The following is a 19,864-nucleotide window of genomic DNA, read 5'->3' as shown; positions in this document are numbered from 1 at the left end:
CAGGGCGTTCGCGCCTGCTCCGGGCGTGTCGCGGCGGCGGGTGCCGGCCGTCAGCCGTGGCGGGTGGGATCCGCCCGCCCGCCACGGCCGTTCACCGCGCGGCTATGCGCAGCACCCCGGTCACCGTTCCCTGGAGGTAGGCGCCCTCCGGTGTGATCGTGCCCGCCATCTGCAGGGTGTCGTACAGGGACCCCACCCCGACCTTCGTGGAGCGGGTGATCTGCCCGCTGGCCGGATCGATCTGCACGTAGCGGTACGTATCGAGCAGGCTCGTCCCCCTGGTGCCCGGGATCAGAGGATCGCGCACCACCGTGTGCAGGCGCCCGTCCGCCGTCGACAGCTTCGGTACGGCCGCCGATCGCAGCGTGTTGTCCCAGACGAGCGAGCACCCCGTACCGTCCGCCCGTACGTCGACGCGGGACAGACCGCCGGCGAAGTCGGCCGAGGCCGGCACGCTGGTGCCCGCCCCCTCCGGGACCGCCGGGTAGGGGTAGCCGTAAGTGCCGGCGACGAAGACGCTGCGGCCCACACCCACCGGGGAGTTCTCGCTGCCGGGACCCTTCGCGGCCCCGAGGACCGGCGCCGAGCAGACGTCCGAGCCGTCAGCGGTGCGGTACACCTTCAGGTTGGCCGCGGTGTCGGCGTTGTCGACGACCGCGACGTACTCCGTCCCCGTGGCCGGACCGAAGAACGTGGGAGTCGATCCGCTGCCCCAGCTCAGCAGGCCGGGTTTCCGGGCCGAACCACGGTCGTACGCCTTGCGCCAGAGGACCCTCGGCGTACCGGCGTCGGAGGTCAGCAGGTAGGTGGCGTGCGTGGTGGTGACCGCGGTGCCGTCCGGGGCCGTGGAGATGCTGTTGGCGACGCGCTCGCCCGCGGGCAGGGTGAGAGCCTTCACCGTGCCCGTGGCGTCGTCCGCGGTGCCGACCACTCCTCCACCGGTCGCGAACCAGACACGGCCGTCCCAGTCAGGGGAGAGGCCGGTGACCGCGTCGCCCTCGGGGATGACGGAGGCCAGGGACAGACTCCGGTCGACCCTCAGGCTCCAGTCGCCCTCGGCGTCCTGGTGGTGCCCGACCCGGAGCAGGCTGCGGCTCCCGTCGGCGACCACCAGTCGGTCCTGATGGTCGATGTAGGCGTAGACCCCGCCCAGCAGCGAGCCCTTGGTCAGCTTCAGCGAGGTCAGGGAGGAGCCGTCGTCCGGATCGAGGAGATGGACCGTGGGCACCTGGCCGAAGATCGGGGTGCACAGGGCGACCGGGTAGCCGTCGGCCCCGACCAGGACGGTGGGGCACGCCGAGGCGAGGGCGGTACGTGCGGACGACAGGGTTCCGGCACCGGGCCCGGCCAGCGGCGTGGTGTCGGAGGAACTCGTGTCCCCGTGCATGGTGGCGGTGCCGTCGGGGCCCGCGTAGGGATGGTGGGGAGGTGTCGGGCCGAAGGCTGCGGAGGAGGTGGCCGAGGCGGATCCGGCGCAGCCGAGGACGAAGGCCGCGAGCAGGGCACCCACGGGCTTCCACCGGGCGGATCGCCGGGGAGCGGGGGAGAGGGGCACGACGGGACGGTCCTTTCGGATGAACGGACGAATGGGCGGGCGTGGCGGGGAGACGTGCGAGATCAACCTCTGCTGAGGAGGGGTGTGTTGACCTGCCGCGTACATGAGCACCAGCCCCAGGTGCGAGGGCGAGGGCGAGGGCGGACGGAATGCGGCTCCGCGGAGGGCAGGAGCATCGTCGGGCCGGGCCGGACGCCCGTGCGTTCGTCGGTGGAGGAACGGTGGCGGAGCCGGTGCCCGAGCAGGAGCGGGGTGGGAACCGCCCGCGCCGTCAGCCCGCGTGGCGACAGAGAGCACCTGCGGTACGCACGAGATCGACGTGGCGTCGTCGCGTGAGTTCCTGGCAGCGCTTCATGCGGGTGATCCAAGCAGCAGGCCTGACACCCGGTCAAGACCGGCCCGTCGGGGCGGTCCTGCGAAGGGGCGTGAGTCCGGGGCCCGCCCATCGTGAGAGGAAGTGAGGACCGTGGTCTGCCACGCTTGGTCACCTGGCACGGAGCTGGTGGTGGCCGCCGGTTGCTCCTGCATGTGACCGGCCCGGAATCATGGGTGCGGGCCCGCACCGGAACACGGCCCCCACGACACGACCGAGAGGACCCCGTGGCCGACCCCAAGAGCTACATCATCGAGTCATTGGACACCGGGCTGCGCCTGATGCGCCTGTTCCTCACCCATGACACCCTGTCGGTCACCGACGCCGCCAGGGAACTGGACGTCGCCCGCTCCACCGCGCACCGTGTCCTCAGCACGCTCGAGTCGCGGGGCTTCGCCACCCGCGACACCTCGGGCCGGGGCTACTCCGCAGGACCCGAACTGGTCACGCTGGGCCGGCCGGCAGGCTACGCGCCCGAGATCAGGGCGCGGCTGCAGGGGGTGCTGGACGCGGCGGCCACCGCCACCGGAGAAACGATCAGCACCGCCGCCCTGATCGGTGACCAGGTGATCATCACCGACGGCCGGGAGTCACCACACCCGGTGCGCGCCGTCCTGGAGACGGGGCGCGCACACCCCGCACACGCCACCTCGGCCGGCAAGGTGCTGCTCGCCCAGCTGACCACCGAACAGGTCTGCGCCCTCTACCCGGAGGAACCGCTGCCCGGGGTCACCAGCCGTACTCCGGCCTCACGTTCCGCCCTCCTGTCCGAGCTGGCCGGAATCCGCTCCACCGGCCGCGCCGACAGCGTCGGCGAGTCGGTGCGGGGAATGAACGCCGTCGCCGTGCTGCTGGGTGGAAGCAGCTGGCGCGACCGGCTCGCCCTCATGGCGTCCATGCCGGCGGACCGGGGCGGCGAACCCGAACTCGCCCGGCACGCCCTGGCGCTGCGGAAGGCCGCTGCCCTGCTGCCCTCTCCGCCTTGCTGACCGGCACGTTCCACCCGGCTCAGGGCCTGTCAGGACGCGATCGACCGGTGACGGACAGGTTCGAGGAATCGACGGTCCGCGCGCTCGCCGGCGCCGCCCGCCACGCCCACGTCGTCATCACACAGCCCTGCGTCTTCACCTTGCCGGTGTTCCGTGAGGCTCCCGCGCCGCGGACGGCCTCCGGGCCCGTAGGCTCCCGCGCCGCGGACGGCCTCCGGGCCCCGACCGGCACGGCGGGCCACGGCCCTGCCCGTGTCCCGGGGCCATGCCGTCCACCCGGGGAGATCCCGAAGGGGGCGGTGACGGAGGATGTACACGTCCTCTTCCGGATCCCCCGACACCTGGAGCACGCGTGGCCGCCCGCGCCCCCTTCCCGTACTTCCGCCGCGGACGTGTGGTGCCCGGTGCCTCCACCGGCCTGGCCTGTGCCCTCGGGGCGACCCTGCTGGTGGGCTGCACCGCCGCGAACGAGGCACCCGAGGAAGCGCGGCCGGAGCGGCGCACGCAGGCCGCCGAGGTACTCCTGCCGACCCCCGGAACGGGGTTCGACTACCAGATCGGCGGGGGCTACACGCCGCCCGACGGAGTACGAGCGGTGTCCCGCGACCGCGAGGACCAGCCGGCCGACGGTCTGTACAACGTCTGCTACGTGAATGCCTTCCAGACGCAGCCCGGCGCACTGGAGTGGTGGCAGGACGCCCACCCCGGCCTTCTGTTGCGTGACGGCGACGGGGAACTGATCATCGACGAGGGGTGGGACGAGGTGCTCCTGGACACCTCCACACCCGCCAGGCGGACCGAGCTCGCGGAGATCGTGGGGGAGTGGATCGACGGCTGCGCGGAGAGCGGCTTCCAGGCGGTGGAACCGGACAACCTCGACTCCTTCGAGCGCTCGAAGGGCAAGCTGACACAGGCCCATAACGCCGCATTCGCAACGCTGTTGGCCGACAGAGCGCACAGCGAAGGCCTCGCGATCGGGCAGAAGAACACCACCGACCTGCTCGATCGGCACACAGGGATCGGCTTCGACTTCGCCGTGACGGAGGAATGCGCCCAGTTCGACGAGTGCGGCGCCTACGCCGAGGCGTACGACGACCGGGTCTTCGCCGTAGAGTACGAGGGCGAGGGTGACGTGGGCTTCGACGAGGCCTGCTCCACCTGGGGCGACAGGATCTCCCTCGTCCTGCGAGACCTCGACGTGCTGCCCGCGGGCGGGAAGGGGCATGTGTACCGGGCCTGTTGAACACGGGACGGTGAGGCTCTCGACCGCTCCACAGACAGGAGGGGAGAACCCGGTGACAACGCGGGACCCGACGGTCTCGGCGCCATCGCAGCGCGTGTGGCCGCCCAGCCGTGTCCGAACCCCCGCGCCTTGGAGACCGAGGCGCTCACCGGACTCCTGGAGGAGGCCTGGTGAGCGGGCGGGGAGCAGCCTTCCCGCTCCGGACGTGAGCTTCCCTGTCGCTCAGGTCCCGCCGCAGTGCCGAGGAATGACGTCCGGCCGTGCGGGCGGGCGCAGTCGGTGAGGTCGACCGACCGGAGTGCTCGGACGCGCCTCACCCGGTCCCGCGTCGTCCCTCGCACGGCTCAGAAGTCCACCGGCTCGCGGATGAGCGGGCAGGTCATGCAGTGCCCGCCGCCCCGGCCCCGGCCCAGTTCCGCACCGACGATCGTGATGACCTCTACGCCCGCGGCGCGCAGCAGATCGTTGGTCTGGGTGTTGCGGTCGTAGGTGACGACGACTCCCGGTTCGAGGGCGACGGCGTTGTTCCCGCTGTCCCACTGCTGGCGCTCGGAGGCGTACACGTCGCCGCCCGTCTCGATCACCCGTAGGGCGGGCAGGCCGAGACTCCTTGCCACGACCTCGGTGAACGGGCGCGATCCCTCGTCGACGACGTCCACGCCGGGCGCCTTGTCGCTCGGGTGGAGGGAGAAGGTGTGGACCGCGTCCATGATCCTCGGGTAGAGGGTGACGATGTCGCGGTCGGCGAAGGTGAGGACGGTGTCCAGATGCATGGCCGCCCGCAGTTTCGGCATGGCGGCCACCACCACCCGCTCGGCGGCCCCCTGCTCGAACAGGGACGCGGCGACCTGGGTGATGGCCTGCCGTGAGGTGCGTTCGCTCATGCCCATGAGGACGACGCCGTTGCCGACCGGCATGATGTCGCCGCCCTCGAAGGTGGCCTGGCCCCAGTCCAGCTCCGGGTCGCCCCACCAGACCTTCGACCCCGTGAAGTCCGGATGGAAGCGGTAGACCGCCTTCATCAGCAACGTCTCGTCGTGACGGGCGGGCCAGTACAGCGGATTGAGCGTCACCCCGCCGTACAGCCAGCAGGTGGTGTCGCGGGTGTAGAGCGTGTTCGGCAGCGGAGGCATCAGGTACTCGCGCGCCCCCGTCGACTCGCGGGCGAGGGAGAGGTAGCCGGAGCGGTACTCCTCGGGCAGCTCCGCTGTGGCCAGGCCGCCGATCAGGTACCCGGCCAGCTCCCGCGGCTCCAGCGACTCCAGGTAGGAGCGGGTCGGGTCCACGAGTCCCAGGCCGACCTCGTTGGGGACGATCTTGCGGTCGAGCAGCCACGCCTTGGCCGCGGGGTCCGTGAGCGTCCGGGCCAGCAGGTCGTGGAGCTCCACCACCTCGACACCGGCCTGCTCGAGCTTGCCGACGAAGTCGGCGTGGTCCCGCTGGGCGTTGTCCACCCACATCACGTCGTCGAAGAGCAGGTCACTCGCGTTGCTCGGGGTGAGCCTGCGGTGTGCGAGGCCCGGCGCGCAGACCAGCACCTTGCGCAGTCTGCCGACCTCGGAGTGGACACCGTGCACGGGGGGCGCGCCGGCGGATGGGTTCGTCATGGGGCTTCCCTTCGAAATTCCGGATGAGGACCGGGTACTCGCTCGTGGACACACCGGGCCGGTGGAGGGGGACTGGCGGTGACCGTCAGAGGCTGATCCACCCGGAGGCCAGGGCGATCACGCCCGTCACGGCCCCGAGGACCGAGAGCGCGCAGATGGCGAGTTCGACCGGGGAGAAGACACGTCGGCCCTGCTCTCTGCGGGCCATCGCGAACAGGATCGTGGCGGGCGCGTAGACGATGAAGGAGACCAGGACGAATTTCAGCCCGGCGGCGAACAGGAGGAACGCGGTGTAGACCGTCGCCAGCACGCTCACGACCAGATCGCGCCCGCCACGCTGTCCCCTGGTCAGTTCATCGGGCCGCACCAGGATCTTGAGCGCGAACGCCGCCGCGAGGAGGAACGGGATCAGGGACAGGGAGCTGGTCAGATCGAGGGCGAAGTTGAACGCGTCGTCCGAGAACAGCGTGATGACCAGGACGATCTGCGACAGCAGGGTCGTCATCAGCAGCGCCGGCACGGGTACGTCGGCGGAATTGGCGCGGCGCAGGAAGCGGGGCATGTCGTCGTCCTTGGCGGCGACGAAGAGGACCTCCGCCGCCATCAGGGTCCATGCGAGATAGGCGCCGAGCACGGACACGATCAGCCCTACGCTGACGAAGACCTGCCCCCAGGTGCCGACCGCCTCCTCCAGGACCTCTGCCATGGAGGGCTGTCGGAGGTCGGCGATCTCGGCCATCGGCATGATGCCGTACGACACGATGGTGACCGAGGCGAAGACCGCGAAGACACTGAGGAAACCCAGGACGGTGGCCCTCCCGATGTCCTCCCTGCGCTTCGCGTGGCGGGAGTAGACGCTGGCGCCCTCCACTCCGAGGAAGACGAACACCGTGGCCAGCATGGTGCCCCGCACCTGGTCGAACAGGGAGCCCGCGTAGTCCGCGCCGCCGAAGTTGTCGGCGAAGACCCTCGCGTCGAAGAAGAACAGGGCGAGGATGACGAAGACGATGATCGGGACCACCTTGGCCACCGTCACGACCCTGTTGATCGCCGCGGCTTCCTTCACTCCCCGGCGGATGAGGAAGTAGAACGCCCACAGGCCGGCCGTGGACACGATGATGGCGAGGACCGTGTCGCCGTCGCCGAGCGCCGGCCAGACGGCTCCGACCGTCGAGGTGATGAGCACCCAGTACGTCACGTTGCCGACACAGGCGCTGGCCCAGTATCCGAAGGCGGAGAAGAAGCCGAGGTACTCCCCGAAGCCGGCCTTGGCGTAGGCGTAGACACCGGCGTCGAGGTCGGGCCTGCGCACGGCGAGTGTCTGGAAGACGAACGCGAGCATCAGCATGCCGGTCCCGGCGATCGCCCAGGCGATCAGCGCCCCGGCGACACCGGTCTCCTGCGCGAAACGTGACGGCAGGGAGAACACCCCGGCGCCCACCATCGAGCCGACCACCATCGTCGTCAGCGTGAGCAGTGTCATCTTGACCGCGGTGGTGGGTCCTTCGGGGGCATCGGTCCCGGTGCGGGAGCTGGTCATGTGGTCCCCTCGTGCGGCGCGGATACGAGGGCAACTTTAGCTTCAGAATATCCGAAATGCCCGAGTGTGGGTGTGATGGGCTGCCGGCTGTACGGCATCGCCGACGGGTGGCGACCCGTGTGGTGACGCGTCGTCAGCCGGGACTGGGAGCGGGCCGGGTGACAATCGTGCGGTGGGTCCGGCCCCCGCCCGTCCGTGCGGCACCACGCCGATTCGCGCAGCAGCCGGAGGCCACTGAGGCCGATGATGACGGTGGGGCCTTCGTGCCCGAGGACGCCCAGCGGGAATGCAGGTGGCCGACGAGGCCCCGGACGGTCCGGGCGGAGGCGAACGCGCCGACGGCAGCCAGGTTCTGCACGACCGGTGGACGGGTCGCCCGGGACAGGGCCGCCGCTCTGGTCACGGTCGGGTCCGCGTGGATGACTCGCGGATGACGACGCCGTCCGAGGTGTCCAGGGTGAGATCGCAACCCCCCGCGCCCACCGCCGTCCCGACGTGTGCGGCGGCGACGGCGGGCGTGTCGTAGACCCCGTCGGCGAACACCCGCTCCTCGGACTGCGTGACCGCCCGCGCAGGCCATCGCGGCGGTCTCGGCGCGCTGAGCGGCCGCCGTCCCGGGGAATCCCGGCGCGCTCACGGCGTTGAAGCAGGAGTGAGCTCTTCTTTCGCGTCGACCCGGTTCTCCTTCCTCGACCGCTCCCGCACCCGCGAGGGGCACGACGGCCCGCAGGCCCTGCGGGACACCGTCGCGCTGGCAGGGACGGCCGAGGCCCTCGGCTTCCACCGCTTCTGGGTGTCCGAGCACCACAGCGTGCCCGGTGTGGCCGGCTCGGCGCCGACGGTTCTCGCCGCCGCCGTCGCTGCCGCCACCTCCACGATCCGGGTGGGCACCGGCGGGGTGATGCTCCCGAACCATCAGCCTTTCGTCGTGGCCGAGCAGTTCGGGGTCCTCGCTTCTCTCTTTCCCGGCCGGATCGACATGGGGCTGGGGCGTTCGGTCGGCTTCACCGACGGAATCCGCAGAGCTCTCGGCCGGGACAAGGAGGACGCCGACGGATTCGCCGGACAGCTCACCGAGCTCCTCGGGTGGATGGACGGCACTCAGCATGCTCACCCCCAGGTCCACGCCCGCCCCGCCGAGGGGCTGCGCGTCCCCCCGTACGTCCTGGCGACCGGTGAAGGCGCCGCCATCGCCGCGGCCGCTGGGCTGCCGCTGGTCGTGGGCGATCTCCGCGGCCGGGAGAAACTGATACGGGCGGTCGAGGAGTACCGCGCCGGATTCCGCCCCTCCACCTGGGCTCAGGAGCCCTATGTGATCGTGGCCGGCACCGTCGCGGCCGCAGGCACCGAGGAGGAGGCCCGGCGGCTTCTGGTACCCGAAGCCTGGTCCATGGCGTACGCGCGCACCCGCGGCTCCTTTCCGCCGCTGGCACCTGCCGGGCGGATCGACGCCCTGACCATGACCGGGAAGGAGCGGGTTCTGTTCGAGAGCGGCCTGCGCGGACACCTGGCGGGCACCGAGGAGGTGGTGGCGGCCGGGCTCGAGCGGGCCGTCGAGAAGACCGGCGCCGACGAGGTGCTGGTCACCACGAGCACGTACGACCGCGAGGCACTGGTGGATTCCCTGGGGCGGCTGGCCCGGATCGCGGGTCTGGGCCAGGCCTCAGCCGTCGCCGGGGTGGCCGAAGAGCAGGTCGTACCCCGGAGGTAGCTGCAGGAGGATCCGCTCCAGCAGTTCCGCGCCCGAGGCGTCGGCCACCACGCTCAGCACGGCACTCGTGTCCCACGCGGCCGTCTGTTCGTTCGCACCCTCGATCCAGGCGGAGACCGCGCGCACGAACCGCTCCGGACCGAGGGGCTCGGCGGCCTGCAGAGGGTTCAGGAGAATGAGGGCGAACGTCTCCGGCAGCCGGGCGGCCAGTTCGTTCCGCTCCTCGCCGACCACATGCGCTCCGAGCAGCGCGAGGACGACGCGGGACGCCCTCTCCGCTTCCAGGCCGGACGGATACTCGCCGCGTTCCTGGACTGCCTCCAGGAACGGCTGCCACCTCATGTACGTCACGGCGTCCCCTTCGCGGAGCGCGGGCGGAGAGCGGGGCGGGGGAGGGGAAGCCCGTGCCCCACCCTCCGCGTATCCACCGAAAGCACCTCAGTTCCGGTGATAGCACGCGATCGAGGTGTGGGCAAGCGGGGCCCGGCCTTCGTACCCCGGAGTCGCCTCCACGCCTACTGCATGGGGTAGATGTCTCCGCTCGCCATGCCGCTGAACTGCACACTCCGGGATTCGAGCTGGTGCGCCTCGTCCTCGAGGCGCTGTCGTTCCGCGGGGTCGGAAGCCCGCTCGGCGGCCTTCTCGAGGTCCTCGGCCTGGTCGCGCATCTGCTGGAGACGGTCCCGGACATCATCTGCGTCGCTCATGATCACTCCCTGGGGCGGTGGGCGGAGCGGACCCCTCCACCGAACCAGGCACCCGGGGGTGCGCGCATCTCGGCAAGGGTGCCGGAAGCGCGGAGTGACCGTGGGCGGGGTGTCCTACTCGAACCGGGACAGGTCGCCGGCGCCCCGGCGCACGACCTCCATCTCCCCGCCGGAGAAGTCGATGACGGTCGTCGGCTCGGTGCCGCAGTCGCCGGAGTCGAGCACGACGTCCACGACGTGGTCGAGACGTTCCTTGATCTCCCAGCCCTGCGTCAGCGGCTCTTCCTCGTCCGGCAGCAGCAGCGTGCTGGACAGCAGCGGCTCGCCGATCTCGGCGAGCAGGGCCTGCGTGACGATGTGATCCGGGATGCGGACGCCGACCGTCTTCTTCTTCGGGTGCAGCAGCTGGCGCGGCACCTCCTTGGTGGCGGGAAGGATGAAGGTGTAACTCCCGGGCGTCGCGGCCTTGATCGCCCGGAAGACGTCGTTGTCGACCTGGACGAACCGGCCGAGCTGCGCGAAGTTCTGGCACACCAGGGTGAAGTGGTGGCGGTCGTCGAGGTTCCGGATCGACCGGATGCGGTCGATCCCGTCGCGACTGCCCAGCTGGCAGCCCAGGGCGTAACAGGAGTCGGTCGGATACGCGACGAGGGCGCCGGACCTGATGCTCTCGGCCACGTTGGTGATGGTGCGGCGCTGGGGGTTCTCGGGGTGCACATCGAAGTACTTGGCCATCCGGCGAGTCTACGGCCTCCGGGCAGACGCGTTCCGCTTACGGCGGGTGCACGGGGCGGGGCGGTCCACCCGCCGTGAGCGGAACGGGAGCGGCGACGAGCAGGAGCGCCCGAAACGTCCCGCCGGACTGTCAGCACGGCACGATTCCGCCCCGGCCGGCACGAGAACCACCGGACCACGTCGCACGCCAGGCCGCTGACCTGCCTTCAGGACGGCGGCAGTTCGGTGCTGAGCCAGGGCAGGCACTCGCTGGACGCCTTGCGTGTGCGGGCGCTGTCACCCGGCCCCCGGCCGGCGCACGGATCGCTCGCGGGTGCCTGGAACCGGCCGGCCGGGCGCACGGACGCCGTAGCTCGGAGCATGCCGGTCCGGAGTGCTCCGAGGCCCGGACAGCACCACGCCCCCGGAGCCCGCCTGCGGCGGAGGATCCAGGGGCGCGGAACGTTCTGAGGCCGTCAGGCCCCGGACGCGTCCAGCATGGCCGCACGGTCGACGACCTTGACCCGCTCGCGGCCCTGCTCGGCGCCGAGCGCCTGCTCGTGGGCGTCCAGGCGGTGCCAGCCCTCCTTGGTGGTGTAGCGGACACCACGCTGCTCCAGGAAGTCGACGACCGCGTCGGAACCGGGCTGCGCCGGCTCGGGCAGCCGGCCGGCGGCATGGTCCTCGAGCAGGCAGGCCACCGTCTCGTTGGCGTCACCCTTGGTGTGACCGATCAGGCCGATCGGTCCGCGCTTGATCCACCCCGTGACGTACACCGAGGGCATCGGCTCGTCACCGGTCAGTACGCGTCCCGCCGCGTGCGGGACGGTGCCGGAGATCACGTCGAAGGGCAGCTTCGCGAGCTCCTCCGAGTAGTAGCCGACCGCGCGGTAGACGCTCTGCACGTCCCAGTCCGTGTGACGGCCCGTGCCCTTCACATTGCCCGTGCCGTCCAGCTCCGTGCGCTCGGTGCGCAGCGCGACGACGCGGCCGTCCTCGCCGACGACCTCCACCGGGGATTCGAAGAAGTGCAGGAAGAGCTTGTGGCGGCGGTCGCCCACGTCGCGGATCGCCCAGTTCTCCAGCGTGGAGGCGACCATGTTGGCCTGCTTGTTCTCCCGCCGGGTGGCGATCGAGCCCTCGTCGTAGTCGATGTCCTCGGGGTTGACGATGACCTCGATGTTCGGCGAGTGGTCCAGCTCGCGCAGCTCCATCGGGCTGAACTTCGCCTGGGCCGGTCCGCGCCGGCCGAAGACGTGCACCTCGAGGGCCTTGTTCGCCTTGAGCCCGTCGTAGACGTTCGCGGGGATCTCCGTCGGGAGCAGCTCGTCCGCCGTCTTGGCGAGGATGCGCGCGACGTCCAGGGCCACGTTGCCGACGCCGAGCACGGCGACCTTCTCGGCCTCGAGCGGCCAGGTGCGCGGGACCTCCGGGTGACCGTCGTACCAGGCGACGAAGTCCGCCGCGCCGTAGGAACCCTCCAGCTCGATCCCGGGTATGTCCAGGGCGCGGTCGGCGTCGGCGCCGGTCGAGAAGATCACGGCGTCGTAGAAGGACCGCAGGTCGTCGAGGCCGATGTCGTTGGGGTAGTCGACGTTGCCGAACAGCCGCAGCTGCGGCTTGTCCAGGACCTGGTGCAGCGCCTTGACGATGCCCTTGATCCGCGGGTGGTCAGGAGCCACCCCGTACCGGATCAGGCCGAAGGGAGCGGGCATACGCTCGAACAGGTCGATCGATACGCCCGGCTCCTGGGCGGCCTCGGACTTGAGGAGCGCGTCCGCTGCGTAGATTCCGGCGGGACCGGCTCCGACGATGGCGACGCGGACGGGGCGTGTCATGGAGTGTTGTTCCTTAGGGCGGACGAGCACGGGCAGAGTGCAGCGGGGTAAGGCTTGGCTTACTCCGCTGCCCCCACGGTACGGCCTGTCCCCAGGAGACCCCGGAGTGGGGCGAGAGGATAGTCAGGCAATAAGTGGACGTATGGCTATGAAAAGGTTCGATTTCTGTGGGCGGAACCTCCCTCGGCCGTCTCACGTCGGTCCAGGGAATGAGACGGCCGAGGGCGGGCAGGCTGTACGCCGGTGTCATCGCGTGCCCCGGTTCCCAGGCGGAGCCATGATGGGCACACGACCGAAGCACTCCGACGAGAGGACATGAGAGATGCCGATCGAGGGCGAGTACGAGCCGAGCCCGACGACGTGGGTCCGTGAGCAGGTCGAGCTGATCGAGAGCTCCGGTGGGACGCAGGGCACCACCATGCGCGGCATGCCCGTCATCCTCCTCACGACGCGCGGCGCCAAGAGCGGCAAGATCCGCAAGACCCCGCTCATGCGGGTCGAGCACGGCGGGGAGTACGCCGTCGTCGCCTCCCTCGGCGGGGCTCCCAAGCACCCCGTCTGGTACTACAACGTCCAGGCGGACCCCGAGGTGGAGCTGCGGGACGGGACCGTACGGCAGGACATGGTCGCCCGCGAGGTCACGGGCGAGGAGAAGGACCTGTGGTGGGCCCGCGCCGTCGAGGCCTTCCCCGACTACGCCGACTACCAGACCAAGACGGACCGCGAGATCCCCGTGTTCATCCTGTCGCCGTCCGGTAAGGGCTGAGGCGCCGGCCGCGACCGGACCGGCAGGGGCCGCGGAGGATGCCGGGCCGGGCGGTCCGGCCCGGCGGACGCGGTTTCCGGACCGCCCCCGGCCCGGCGGCCGAATCCGCTACCAGGAGAGTCCGCCGACCACGGAGGCGATCCGGTCGCGCTCCCACGCGCCGTCCGCGACCACCACCCGGTAGCGGCGGGTCAGGGTCGCCTCCGGCTCCAGCACCAGCTCGTCGTTGAAGGCGAACGACGGGGCGACGGCCGCGAAGGACGAGTTGCGCACGAACCAGTGCGCCGGGTGCTGCCCGTTCGCACCGGTGTGGTCGTTCTCGGGGGAGTGGACGAAGACGAGCGTCGCGTGCCCGTCGGCCTCGTCGTGCTCCCCGCTGTACGCGAGCCAGGGAGCCTGCTGGCCCATCAGGTCCGGCCCTTCCGCGTGCGGAGCGATGATCCGGCCGTCCCGGAAGGCGCGTGGTCCCCGCCAGAACAGTCCGGTGTATCCCGCGTTCGGGCGGCCGTGCGTCGTCGGGCTGCCGAAGCGAAGCGGCTCCCGACGGCGGTTGGTGATCGCGGAGGACCAGGTCAGCGCCCAGCTCCCGCTCGTCTCGTCGAGGTCGTGGACCTCGATCCTGCGCGTCTCGTCCGCCCAGAGGGCGCCGCTGCGCGGATGCCAGGTGAGCCGTTCGGAGAAGCGGGCGCCGTCGTCGTGCACCGACACGTCGTCGAACCCGGCGTGTGCCATGGAGCCCACGCGTTCCGGCAGCGCGACGTACCCCTCCCCGTGCACGTAACTGTTGCCGCCCCACAGGTTCGCGCCGGACAGGTGGGAGGCGGTCATCTGCAGCCCCTTGTGCCAGCGGTGGTCGTTCGGGCGGTAGCCGGTCACGACCTGGCCGGACAGGGTGCGCAGGGGATGGATGTACGGCTTCGGCGCCTCCCACTCGTCCTCGGCCCGGTAGACGTAGCGCAGCAGTTCCACCCCGCTCCGTGACGATGTCACCGAGAGGTGGTGTCCGTGGTGGTGGACGAGTCCCACGGCCGGCGTCATGCGGAGACCCCTGCCGCCTTGTCCAGGTGCTCCGGTGCCCAGCCGGGAGCACCGCCGTGCAGCGCGCTGTAGTACGGATCGCCGGGGCCGATCTCGCCCGCCCGTACGGTGCCGCCGGTGAAGGCCGCCTTGTAGAGCGCGGCCACCAGTTCGAGGCTCTTGCGGCCGTCCGCACCGCTGCTCCGCGGCCTGCGTCCGGCCCGCAGGTCCTCCAGCAGGCCGGTGAGCTGAGCCTCGTGCGAACTGGGTATGTCGGGCCCGAAGTCCCGCCAGGCGGCGGCCTCTTCGGAGGCGACCCCAGGGGCCGGTGTGATCCGCCAGTCCGCGTTGCGATGCCCGTACAGGTGGGTGAGTTCGACCGTGGCGCGTTCGCAGTCGATCCGGATGCGGCTGACCTCGTCCGGGCTGAGGACGCTGTTGACGACGGTGGCCAGCGCGCCGTTCTCGAAGCGGACGAGTGCGGTGGAGACGTCCTCCGTCTCCACGTCGTGCACCAGGCGTCCGGCCATCGCCCTGATCTCCGTCCACGGGCCCAGCAGATCGAGCAGCAGGTCCATCTGGTGGATGCCGTGCCCCATCGCCGGTCCGCCGCCCTCGCTGCTCCAGCTTCCGCGCCAGGGTGCGGCGTAGTACGCCTCGTCCCTGTACCAGGTGGTCTGGCAGTGGGCCACCAGCGGCCGGCCCATGGCCTGACCGGCGAGCAGCCCCCCGACGTGCCGGGATCCCGATCCGAAGCGGTGCTGGAACACGATCGCCGCGTACGGACCGTCGCCGCGGGACCCCTCGGCCTCCTCCATCGCGTCGAAGTCCTCCAGTGACGGGCAAGGAGGCTTCTCGCACCACACCCACGCCCCGGCGCGTAGGGCGGCCACCGTCTGATCGCGGTGGAACCGGGGCGGGGTGGCGAGTGTGACCAGGTCGGGGCGTTGCTCGGCGAGCATCCGGTCGAGGTCCGTGTACGAGTGGGCGATCCCCGCGCCGGCGCAGAACGCCTCGACCGAGGCCGCGTCCACGTCGACCGCGGCGACGATCTTCAACGGCTGTGCGGCGGAGAGCGCGGTCAGCGCGGGCAGATGACTGACCCGCGCGATCGCACCCGTCCCGACTATGGCGACCCGCACCGGCTCCCCGTGCGAAGACTTGCTGGTCGTGACAAACACCCCTTCAGGCGGAGATATGGGCGCCCACCGGACAGTAAGCGCTTTCTCTCCGAGGAACCTAGGCTCCGTGCGGGAGGCGGGTCAAGGGGTCCGCGCCGCGGTCGTCCTCAGGCCTTCAGCAGCTGCGGCAGCCGCTTGAGCTGCAGAGCCTGCTGGAACGGGCCGCCGCCCTCGTGGTCGTTGAAGTCGTAGACCTCGATCTCCTTGTCGGTGTGCGCGTAGGCGTTGAACGCGGCGAACACCGTCGACGGCGGGCACGTGAGGTCCTCCATGGCCACCGAGAAGAGCGCGGGTGCCCGCCCTCGCGCGGCGAAGTGGACCCCGTCGAAATAGGCGAGTGTCCGGTTGGCCTGCTCGGCCCTGCCCCGGTGCGTCTTGAGGTAGTCACCGATCTCGCGGTACGGCTTCCGGTCGGTCACCCGGGTCGCCCGGGGGAAGTCGCAGAGGAACGGCACGTCCGCGGAGACCGCCGCCAGATCGGGTATCAGGCCGCCGGCCGCGAGGGCGAGACCGCCACCCTGGCTGGTGCCGAACACCGCGGTGCGGGACGCGTCGGCCAGCGGGTGCGAGCGGGCCGCCTCCACCGCGCGCACCGCGTCGGTGATCACTCTGCGGTAGTAGTACCCTGCGGCGTCCTCGATGCCCCGGGTCATGAAACCGGCCGACGAGGGACCGGATCCCACGGGGTCGGCCGTGTCACCCGGAGCCCAGCCGCTGCCCTGGCCCCGGGTGTCCATCACGAAGTGGGCCATGCCCGCGGAGGCCCAGAGCAGGTGTGTGTGGGGAAGGTTCCGTCCGCCGCCGTATCCGATGAACTCCACGACCACGGGCAGCGGCTCGGTGGCTCCGGCCGGTACGACGAACCAGCCCTTGACGGGGTGGCCGCCGAAGCCGGCGAACGTGACGTCGTGGACCTCGACGGTGGTGAGTCCGATGCCGCCGCACCGCTCGAAGCGGGCGTCGAGGTCGTGGGTCCTGGCCTCGTCGAGCGTGGCCGACCAGAACGCGTCGAAGTCCTCGGGCTCCACCGACGTGCTGCGGTAGGTGCGCAGTTCGTCGAGGGGCATGTCGAACAGGGTCATGCGGGACCGCCTTCAGCAGTACGGTGAATGAATGGTCATACCGTACGACGGTCGGCCCGGAGGCTGACAGGTCTCTCGGCCGCTCGACCCTGCGTCGCCACCTCGTGGTCGCGGGTCTCCTGGAGCGCCCCAGGGACGGCAGCAGTTACCGGCGCGGCCGTTAGGGCCTTACGTTCGGATCAGGCCGGATCGGGCACCGGCGCACGCGAGCCCGGCGTGATCCAGGCGGGAGGCCCTGGCCGGAGGCGGGCCTCGTCCTGGTCGTGCGTCCGCCGGGCAGGCGTGGGGTGCCTGCCCGGCGTCGCTCGTCAGTTGAGGGTGTCGGGGTCCGGGCCCGTGCGCATGTCGCGGTCCAGGCCGGCGATCGCGTCCATGTCGGAGGCCGAGAGCTCGAAGTCGAAGACGTCGAAGTTCTGGCGGATGCGTGCGGGCGTGACCGACTTGGGGATCACGACGTTGCCGAGCTGCAGGTGCCAGCGCAGCACCACCTGGGCCGGCGACTTGCCGTGGCGCTCGGCGAGGGAGGTGATCGCCTCGTCGCCGAGGACCGCGCCCTGTGCCAGCGGGCTCCAGGCCTCGGTCGCGATGCCGTGTTCCGCGTGTACGGCGCGCAGCTCGCTCTGCTGGAGGCCCGGGTGGAGTTCGATCTGGTTGACCGCCGGGACGAGGGAGCTCTCCTCCCGCAGGCGGCGCAGGTGGGCGGGCTGGAAGTTGGAGACACCGGCGGCCCGGATGCGCCCGTCGGCCAGCAGCTTCTCCAGGGCGCGCCACGTGTCGAGGTAGAGGTCGCGGGCCGGGGTGGGCCAGTGGATGAGGTAGAGGTCCACATGGTCGAGGCCCAGCTTGGCGAGGCTGGCGTCGAAGGCGGTGAGGGTGGAGTCGTACCCCTGGTCCGCGTTCCAGAGCTTCGTCGTGACGAACAGCTCCTCGCGGGGGAGTCCGGACTCCGCCAGTGCCCGGCCCACGCCCGCCTCGTTGCCGTAGACGGCGGCGGTGTCGATGGAGCGGTACCCGGCCTCCAGCGCGCCGGCGACCGCGGTGGTCGTCTCGTCGTCGGGGACCTGGAAGACACCGAATCCGAGCTGCGGAATCGTGACTCCGTTGTTGAGGGTGACGGTGGGGACCGTGGGCATGGTGAGGCCTCTCGTGGGTCGGACCGAGCCGGTCCGCGTGCAATGATTACTGGCGTCGACAATAATTGCATACGCGGGTTAATGGCAAACGCTGGTGAATCTGGAGGGGGTGTGCTCCGCGCGCCGGGCGCTCAGGTCCCGGGGGATCGGCCGAGTCGCCGTCCACGGCCGGTCTCACCCTCGACCGGAGGTTGAGGGATGCGCTGTGGGCGTCGCCCTGATCGGCCCTCGCGGACCTCGGGAGCACGGCCGCTCGCCAGGGGCGAATCGCTGACCCGACCTGGGCGAACCGGTCCATGGGGCACGGTAGGAGGGGTGGCGGCAGGACGCACACGGGCCGGGGCCGAACGGGTCACGGAGGTGTGCTGAACTGTCCTGGAAGCACCGGATACAGGAGTTCCCTTGAACAGCTACCGCCAGCCCGGCATCATCCTCACCGACCGACGGTTCACGGTCCCCCTGGACCACGACGATCCGGGCGGCGAGACCATCGAGCTCTTCGGCCGCGAGGCCGTGGCGAGCGGGAGGGTGTCCGAGGACCTGCCGTGGATGGTCTACCTGGAGGGCGGTCCCGGCTTCGGCGCCCGCCGCTTCGTCGGCACGGAGGCGTGGCTGGGCCGGGCGGTCCGGGAGTTCCGCGTGCTGCTCCTGGACCAGCGCGGCACCGGCCTGTCCACCCCGGCCAACCGTCAGACCCTGCCGCTGCGGGGCGGCCCGCGTGAGCAGGCCGACTACCTCGCCCACTTCCGTTCCGACAGCATCGTCCGCGACTGTGAATCGATCCGGCCCCGGCTGACCGGCGGTGCGCCGTGGACCGTCCTCGGGCAGTCCTTCGGCGGGTTCTGCGCCGTCCGGTATCTCTCCGCGGCTCCGGAGGGGCTGGACGCCGTGCTGATCACCGGCGGTCTGCCCTCCCTGGACGCGCACGCCGACGACGTCTACCGGGCCGCATACCCGCGGATCGAGCGAAAGGTCTCGGCGCACTACGCCCGCTATCCGCAGGACGTCGCCCGCGCCCGCGCGATCGCGGCCCACCTCGCCGAGCACCGTCCGGACAGCGCGGGCCACACGCTCACACCCGAGGGCTTCCAGTCCCTCGGCATCATGCTGGGAACGGGCAGCGGGAGCCACCAGCTGCACTACCTGCTGGAGAACGCGTTCGTGGACGGCCCCCGGGGTGCCGAGCTGTCCGACGCCTTCCAGGAGGCCATGTGTGCCGCCACCTCGTTCGCCGGGCATCCGCTGTACGCCCTCATGCACGAGGCGATCTACGGCCAGGGCGCACGGCCCACCGGCTGGTCGGCCGAGCGCGTCCGCGCCGAGTTCCCGCAGTTCGACGCCGCCGCCGCACTGGCCGGTGAGGGCCCCGTGCTCTTCACCGGCGAGAGCATCCATCCCTGGCACTTCGACGTCGACCCCGCGCTGCGTCCCCTGCGCGAGACGGCGGAGCTGCTCGCCGCCCGAACCGACTGGCCCGCCCTGTACGACGCCGGTCGGCTCGCGGCCAACGAGGTGCCGGTGGCCGCCGCCGTCTACCACGACGACATGTACGTCGACACCGGCCACGCGCTGCGGACCGCGTCCTCGATCCGCGGGCTGCGTACGTGGGTGACCAGCGAGTACGAGCACGACGGCGTGCGCGCGGGCGGCCCCCGCGTTCTGGACCGGCTGCTCGCCCTCGTGCGGGGCGAGAGCGACCGCTAGGGACTTGTCGTCAGGCCGGCCCGGGGCGTGGCGCGACCCCGGACGAGGTCCTGGCCTACCGTGGTCAGCCCTGGAGGGCGTCCAGCGTGGCGTCCAGGCCCGCCGACGACTGCCGGGCGCGGTTGTACGGAAGCCTCGCGAGGACGGCGGCCATCCCGCAGGTGTTGCTCACCGCGGAATAGACGAGACCGGCGCCGACGCCGGCCGAGAGCCACCGTGCCGCCGGGAAGCGGCGGCCCGCTGCCAGGCCCGCCACCACCAGGGAGCCGGCGGCGAGGCGCACCTGCCGCTCCATCGGCCACGTCGCCGGGGTCCCCACCGGGCGGTCCAGCCCGTGCCCGTCACCCTCCCAGGCGGAGGTGCCGCCGGTCAGGGTGGCGGCGTCGATGTCGGCGTCCGCGAGGATCTCGCACGCCCTGGTGGACCGGACACCGGAGGCACACACCACGAGCAGGGAACCGCGGGCGGAGGCCGACTTCAGGGCGGGCACCGCCTCGGTGAGCCGGTCCAGCGGAATGTTCAGGGCGCCGGGCACGTGCCCGGACGCGTACTCGCCGGGGGCCCGCACGTCGATGACGGTGAACTCCTCCAGGCGGGCCGCGGCCTCGGCGGGGGAGAGGGATGCGGGGCTGATCACGAGCGGGTTCCTTTCGATCGCCTGAACGGGCCTCCGGGGTCGTGTTCACCCCGGTGTCCCGGATGGA

The 19,864-nt window shown here is 71.2% G+C and carries 18 protein-coding genes and 1 pseudogene; 6 read left to right on the top strand and 13 right to left on the bottom strand.

What is annotated here, in order from left to right; translation table 11 throughout:
* Positions 1-91: 91 nt before the first annotated feature.
* Both ACIRJR_RS33860 and ACIRJR_RS33855 read right to left on the bottom strand, forming a co-directional pair.
* Positions 92-1,555 (bottom strand): hypothetical protein, encoded by a 1,464-nt coding sequence (locus ACIRJR_RS33860; protein WP_403788006.1) that lies wholly within the window; start codon positions 1,553-1,555, stop codon positions 92-94.
* A 271-nt stretch (positions 1,556-1,826) separates the two neighbouring features.
* Positions 1,827-1,910, bottom strand: coding sequence for a putative leader peptide (locus ACIRJR_RS33855; protein WP_403788054.1), 84 nt, complete (start codon positions 1,908-1,910; stop codon positions 1,827-1,829).
* A gap of 245 nt (positions 1,911-2,155) precedes the next feature.
* Between ACIRJR_RS33855 and ACIRJR_RS33850 the strand changes: the two genes are divergently transcribed.
* Both ACIRJR_RS33850 and ACIRJR_RS33845 read left to right on the top strand, forming a co-directional pair.
* Complete coding sequence (locus ACIRJR_RS33850; protein ID WP_403788004.1) at positions 2,156-2,917, top strand: IclR family transcriptional regulator; 762 nt, start codon at positions 2,156-2,158, stop codon at positions 2,915-2,917.
* 352 nt (positions 2,918-3,269) lie between these two features.
* The gene (locus ACIRJR_RS33845; protein ID WP_403788002.1) at positions 3,270-4,160 is read left to right on the top strand and encodes an endo alpha-1,4 polygalactosaminidase; all 891 of its coding nucleotides are present in this window, start codon (positions 3,270-3,272) and stop codon (positions 4,158-4,160) included.
* Positions 4,161-4,504: 344 nt separating this feature from the next.
* Here the strand turns inward: ACIRJR_RS33845 and ACIRJR_RS33840 are convergent, their stop codons facing one another.
* Positions 4,505-5,767, bottom strand: coding sequence for an arginine deiminase (locus ACIRJR_RS33840; RefSeq protein ID WP_403788000.1), 1,263 nt, complete (start codon positions 5,765-5,767; stop codon positions 4,505-4,507).
* Between the two features lie 85 nt (positions 5,768-5,852).
* Positions 5,853-7,307, bottom strand: coding sequence for a basic amino acid/polyamine antiporter (locus ACIRJR_RS33835; protein WP_403787998.1), 1,455 nt, complete (start codon positions 7,305-7,307; stop codon positions 5,853-5,855).
* Positions 7,308-7,959: 652 nt separating this feature from the next.
* Here ACIRJR_RS33835 and ACIRJR_RS33830 point away from each other — a divergent pair.
* Positions 7,960-9,018 carry an MsnO8 family LLM class oxidoreductase gene (locus ACIRJR_RS33830; RefSeq protein ID WP_403787996.1) on the top strand — a complete coding sequence of 353 codons (1,059 nt, stop codon included), beginning with the start codon at positions 7,960-7,962 and terminating at the stop codon, positions 9,016-9,018.
* Here ACIRJR_RS33830 and ACIRJR_RS33825 read toward each other — a convergent pair.
* From ACIRJR_RS33825 to ACIRJR_RS33810, 4 genes are all read right to left on the bottom strand, one after another.
* Positions 8,971-9,360, bottom strand: a complete 390-nt coding sequence (locus ACIRJR_RS33825) for a DUF2267 domain-containing protein (RefSeq protein WP_403788052.1) — start codon at positions 9,358-9,360, stop codon at positions 8,971-8,973. The two genes, ACIRJR_RS33830 and ACIRJR_RS33825, sit on opposite strands and share 48 nt — an antisense overlap.
* A gap of 173 nt (positions 9,361-9,533) precedes the next feature.
* Positions 9,534-9,725: a DUF6381 family protein gene (locus ACIRJR_RS33820; RefSeq protein WP_403787994.1), complete on the bottom strand. Its 192-nt coding sequence runs from the start codon at positions 9,723-9,725 to the stop codon at positions 9,534-9,536.
* A gap of 114 nt (positions 9,726-9,839) precedes the next feature.
* Positions 9,840-10,460, bottom strand: coding sequence for an L-threonylcarbamoyladenylate synthase (locus ACIRJR_RS33815; protein WP_403787992.1), 621 nt, complete (start codon positions 10,458-10,460; stop codon positions 9,840-9,842).
* A 455-nt stretch (positions 10,461-10,915) separates the two neighbouring features.
* Entirely contained in the window at positions 10,916-12,277 is a 1,362-nt protein-coding gene (locus ACIRJR_RS33810; protein WP_403787990.1) for an FAD-dependent oxidoreductase, read from the bottom strand.
* A 322-nt stretch (positions 12,278-12,599) separates the two neighbouring features.
* Here ACIRJR_RS33810 and ACIRJR_RS33805 point away from each other — a divergent pair, with 322 nt between their 5' ends.
* A complete protein-coding gene (locus tag ACIRJR_RS33805) occupies positions 12,600-13,043 on the top strand; it encodes a nitroreductase family deazaflavin-dependent oxidoreductase (protein ID WP_403787988.1) in 444 nt (147 codons plus the stop codon).
* 108 nt (positions 13,044-13,151) lie between these two features.
* On the opposite strand, the gene ACIRJR_RS33800 is transcribed toward ACIRJR_RS33805, so the two are convergent.
* The 3 genes from ACIRJR_RS33800 to ACIRJR_RS33790 form a co-directional block, all read right to left on the bottom strand.
* Positions 13,152-14,081, bottom strand: coding sequence for a PmoA family protein (locus tag ACIRJR_RS33800; protein ID WP_403787986.1), 930 nt, complete (start codon positions 14,079-14,081; stop codon positions 13,152-13,154).
* Complete coding sequence (locus ACIRJR_RS33795; RefSeq protein ID WP_403787984.1) at positions 14,078-15,241, bottom strand: Gfo/Idh/MocA family protein; 1,164 nt, start codon at positions 15,239-15,241, stop codon at positions 14,078-14,080. The genes ACIRJR_RS33800 and ACIRJR_RS33795 overlap by 4 nt, the downstream gene beginning before the upstream one ends.
* Before the next feature lie 107 nt (positions 15,242-15,348).
* A complete protein-coding gene (locus tag ACIRJR_RS33790) occupies positions 15,349-16,323 on the bottom strand; it encodes an acetylxylan esterase (RefSeq protein ID WP_403787982.1) in 975 nt (324 codons plus the stop codon).
* Positions 16,324-16,406: 83 nt separating this feature from the next.
* On the opposite strand from ACIRJR_RS33790, the pseudogene ACIRJR_RS33785 reads away from it, so the two are divergent.
* A pseudogene (locus tag ACIRJR_RS33785) lies at positions 16,407-16,487 on the top strand (DUF2087 domain-containing protein); the annotation flags it as partial.
* Positions 16,488-16,631: 144 nt separating this feature from the next.
* Here the strand turns inward: ACIRJR_RS33785 and ACIRJR_RS33780 are convergent.
* Positions 16,632-17,456, bottom strand: a complete 825-nt coding sequence (locus ACIRJR_RS33780; protein WP_403787980.1) for an aldo/keto reductase — start codon at positions 17,454-17,456, stop codon at positions 16,632-16,634.
* Between the two features lie 402 nt (positions 17,457-17,858).
* Between ACIRJR_RS33780 and ACIRJR_RS33775 the strand changes: the two genes are divergently transcribed.
* Positions 17,859-19,160, top strand: coding sequence for an alpha/beta fold hydrolase (locus ACIRJR_RS33775; RefSeq protein WP_403787978.1), 1,302 nt, complete (start codon positions 17,859-17,861; stop codon positions 19,158-19,160).
* A 64-nt stretch (positions 19,161-19,224) separates the two neighbouring features.
* Here ACIRJR_RS33775 and ACIRJR_RS33770 read toward each other — a convergent pair whose 3' ends face one another.
* The gene (locus ACIRJR_RS33770) at positions 19,225-19,797 is read right to left on the bottom strand and encodes a rhodanese-like domain-containing protein (protein WP_403787976.1); all 573 of its coding nucleotides are present in this window, start codon (positions 19,795-19,797) and stop codon (positions 19,225-19,227) included.
* Positions 19,798-19,864: the final 67 nt, after the last annotated feature.

The sequence above is a fragment of the Streptomyces sp. NPDC102402 genome (assembly GCF_044765765.1).
GTDB lineage: Bacteria > Actinomycetota > Actinomycetes > Streptomycetales > Streptomycetaceae > Streptomyces.
The sequence above is the reverse complement of the archived record's forward strand: the minus strand, read 5'-3'. Positions and strand labels throughout refer to the sequence as shown.